This window comes from Spirillospora sp. NPDC046719 (assembly GCF_040645715.1).
Taxonomy (GTDB): Bacteria; Actinomycetota; Actinomycetes; order Streptosporangiales; family Streptosporangiaceae; genus Spirillospora.
This window is the reverse complement of the sequence record NZ_JBEYYT010000740.1, coordinates 1-2,977: the sequence shown is the minus strand read 5'-3', so window position 1 is coordinate 2,977 and position 2,977 is coordinate 1. Positions and strand designations below refer to the sequence as shown.

4 protein-coding genes are annotated in these 2,977 nt (G+C 75.6%); all 4 read right to left on the bottom strand.

What is annotated here, in order from left to right; translation table 11 throughout:
* Window positions 1-1,110: pyrroloquinoline quinone biosynthesis protein PqqE (pqqE, locus tag ABZ914_RS49530; protein WP_500201542.1), on the bottom strand; the 1,110-nt coding region annotated here is incomplete at its 3' end.
* Window positions 1,107-1,400 carry a pyrroloquinoline quinone biosynthesis peptide chaperone PqqD gene (gene pqqD / locus ABZ914_RS49525; protein ID WP_500201541.1) on the bottom strand — a complete coding sequence of 98 codons (294 nt, stop codon included), beginning with the start codon at window positions 1,398-1,400 and terminating at the stop codon, window positions 1,107-1,109. The genes pqqE and pqqD, both read right to left, overlap by 4 nt.
* Window positions 1,390-2,154, bottom strand: a complete 765-nt coding sequence (pqqC, locus tag ABZ914_RS49520; protein WP_500201540.1) for a pyrroloquinoline-quinone synthase PqqC — start codon at window positions 2,152-2,154, stop codon at window positions 1,390-1,392. Before pqqC ends, pqqD begins: the two co-directional genes overlap by 11 nt.
* A partial coding sequence (pqqB, locus tag ABZ914_RS49515; RefSeq protein ID WP_500201539.1) for a pyrroloquinoline quinone biosynthesis protein PqqB occupies window positions 2,151-2,977 on the bottom strand: 827 nt, incomplete at its 5' end. The genes pqqC and pqqB, both read right to left, overlap by 4 nt.

Genomic DNA, 2,977 nt, shown 5'->3' with positions numbered 1-2,977 from the left:
GCGGGCGTTCGCCGGCCGCCGGTATACGAAGCCCCGCGCGGGGTCACCGGCCGGCTCGGCGGCGGCCACCCCCCCGGCGAGGACGGCGCGGTCGCGGACGAGGTGGTGGTCGGGCGACAGGGCGCAGGCCGGGTCCGTGCGGGAGGCGTCGCCGGTCAGGGCGAACGCCTGGCACCGGCATCCGCCGAAGTCGGTCTCGCGGCGCGGGCACTCGCCGCACGGACCGCTCATCCACGCGGTGCCGCGGTAGGCGTTGAAGGCGTCGGACCGCCGCCAGATCCACGACAGCGGGCGGTCGCGGACGTTCGGCGGGCGCAGGTCGGTCATCGCGTAGGCGGCGGGGCATGGCAGCGCCGTCCCGTCGGGCGCCACCGTGATGGAACGGGCGCCCCAGCCGCCCATGCACGGTTTCGGCACGCCCTCGTGGTAGTCGGGAAGGACCCACACCAGTTCCGGTCGCCGGGACTTCGCCCGGTGGCCGGCCACCGTCCGCTTCGCGCGGTCGAGCTGTTCCGTGGTGGGCAGCAGGACGTCCCGGTTGCGGAGCGCCCAGCCGTAGAACTGGGCGTTGGCCAGTTCGACGCGGTCGGCTCCCCAGCGCTCGCCCATCTCGATGATCTGCGGCAGGCGGTCGAGGTTGTGCCGGTGCAGGACGACGTTGAGCCCGAAGGGGAGCCCGGCCGCCCGGATGACGCCCGCGGCGCGCTCCTTCGCCGCGTAGGAGGCGCGCCCGGCGATGAGGTCGGAGTTCGCCCGGTCCGCGTCCTGGACCGACAGCTGCACGCTGTCGATGCCGGCATCGACCAGCGCGTCCAGCCGCGCGGCGGTGAGGCCGAGGCCGCTGGTGACGAGCTGGGTGTAGACGCCGGCGCGGTGCGCCGCCGCCACGATCCGTTCGAGGTCGGGGCGCAGCAGCGGCTCGCCTCCGGAGATGTGCGCCTGGACGACGCCGAGGTCGGCGGCCTCCGCGAGGACCCGCGCCCACTCGTCCGCCGCCAGTTCGGCGCGCCGCCGGACGAGTTCGAGCGGGTTGGAGCAGTAGGGGCAGTGCAGCGGGCACGCGTGGGTCAGTTCGGCGAGCAGTGCCCACGGCGCGGCGGGCTCGGTCATCGCAGCCACCCTTCCGCGCGGACCCTCTCGATGAACGCGGGCACGTCCCGGCCGAGCGGGGCGTCCGGGTGGTCGGCGGCGAGCGCGGCGATGATGCCGGCGACGGTGCGGTGCCCGTCGCAGAGCCGCAGGATGCGGCCGGCCTCCGGGCTGAGCAGGACGGCCCGCTCGGGCATCAGCAGCAGCTCGGCGCGGCGGACGCGGTCGTAGCGGAGCAGCACGGAGCGGGCGAGCGCGGGCCGCGTCTCCCTCGTGACCGCCGCCGTCATCGGAGCGTGTTCAGCCTGCATCCGCGCTCTCCTTGACCGTGGCGTGCTCGACGGCGTCCAGCAGCGACCAGAGCACGTCGCATTTGAAGGCGAACGCCGCCAGCACCCGTTCCTGGTCGGCGCGCGTCTCGGCCCATCGGTGCACCAGCGCGAGGGCCTCGTCGGCGTCCCGGCGGCCCTGCGCCACGCGGACCTGGAAGTAGCGCAGCCCTTCCGGCTCGATCCAGGGGTAGTGCCGCTCCCAGGCCCCGATCCTCGTGACCATCAGGTCCGGCGCGAAGAGCTCGGTGAGCGACGAGGCGACCGCTTCGAGGGGCGTGGCGAGGCGGCAGAAGTTCACGTAGCCCTCGACCGCGAACCGCACGCCGGGCAGGACGCCCTCGCCGGAGAGCAGCAGCACCCGGTCCAGGCCGGCGGCCTCGCCGAGGCGCAGCCACCGCTCGATGCCGCCCGCGTCCCCGGGACCGCCGGCGTCGCCGTCGCGGCCGTCGTGGTCGTGGATGCGCCGGATCCAGGCCCGGCGCAGCTCCCGGCTGTCGAGCTTGGCGAGGATGAGCGCGTCCTTGATCGGGATGTGCCGCTGGTAGTGGAAGCGGTTCAGCACCCAGCAGCGCAGCTCCTCCGGCGTCAGCAGCCCGTCGTGCATCCGCAGGTTGAACGGGTGCCGGTGGTGGTAGCGCTCGGCGGCGATCCGGCGGAGCCGGTGCTCCACCTCCTCCGGCGTCCAGGGCAGCGGGCGGGCGGGACGGCGCGGGGCGTCCGTCGTCGTGCTCACAGGTCGATCACCTGGCCTTCCGATGCGACCTCGATCCCCATTCCGGCGAGGGCGCGGTGGCCGTCGTGACCGGGGTCGACGAGGGGGTTGGTGTTGTTGAGATGCGTGTAGAGGCGCCGCGCCGCGGGCAGCGCCGCGAGCCGGTCGGCCGTGCCGTCCGGGCCGGTGATCGGCAGGTGGCCCATCTCGGTGGCGGTCCGCTCGGTGAACCCGGAGCGGCGCGGCTCGGCGTCGTCCCAGAACGTGCCGTCGACGATGACGCAGTCCGCGGCGGACAGGGCCCTGCCGAGCGCGGGCGGCCACCCGGCGAGCGCCGGCGCGTACACGAGGCTGGTGCCGGCGCGCCGGTCGGTGACGTGCAGCGCCACGGACCAGGCCCCGTCCGGCAGGTCGAGGCCGGCCGCATAGCGGGGGCGCTTGCCCGAGACCCGGACGGCCGCGATCTCCAGGCTCCCGGTGCCGTCGAGCGGGACGGCCCCGTCCTCGGGGAGCTCCGTCCAGGTCAGCGTGGTGTACGGGGCGAGGACGCGGTCCAGCCGGAGGCCGCCCGCCAGCGCGTCGCGGACGGTGGCGGTCGCGACGACGCGCAGGCCCGCCGCCTCCCGCAGCCGCGGCAGCCCGAGCGTGTGGTCGAGTTCGGCGTCGGTCAGCACCGCGCCCGCGACCGGGGTGCGGCGCCGCTCCGGGCCGGGACGCAGGTCCGCGGTCGCCTCGATCTGCTCCGCGATGTCCGGCGTCGCGTTGACCACGTACCAGCGTCCCGGGGACGCCGGGATCGCGATCGAGGCGTGGCGGCGGCGCCACGACGGGTGCGCCCGGGCGG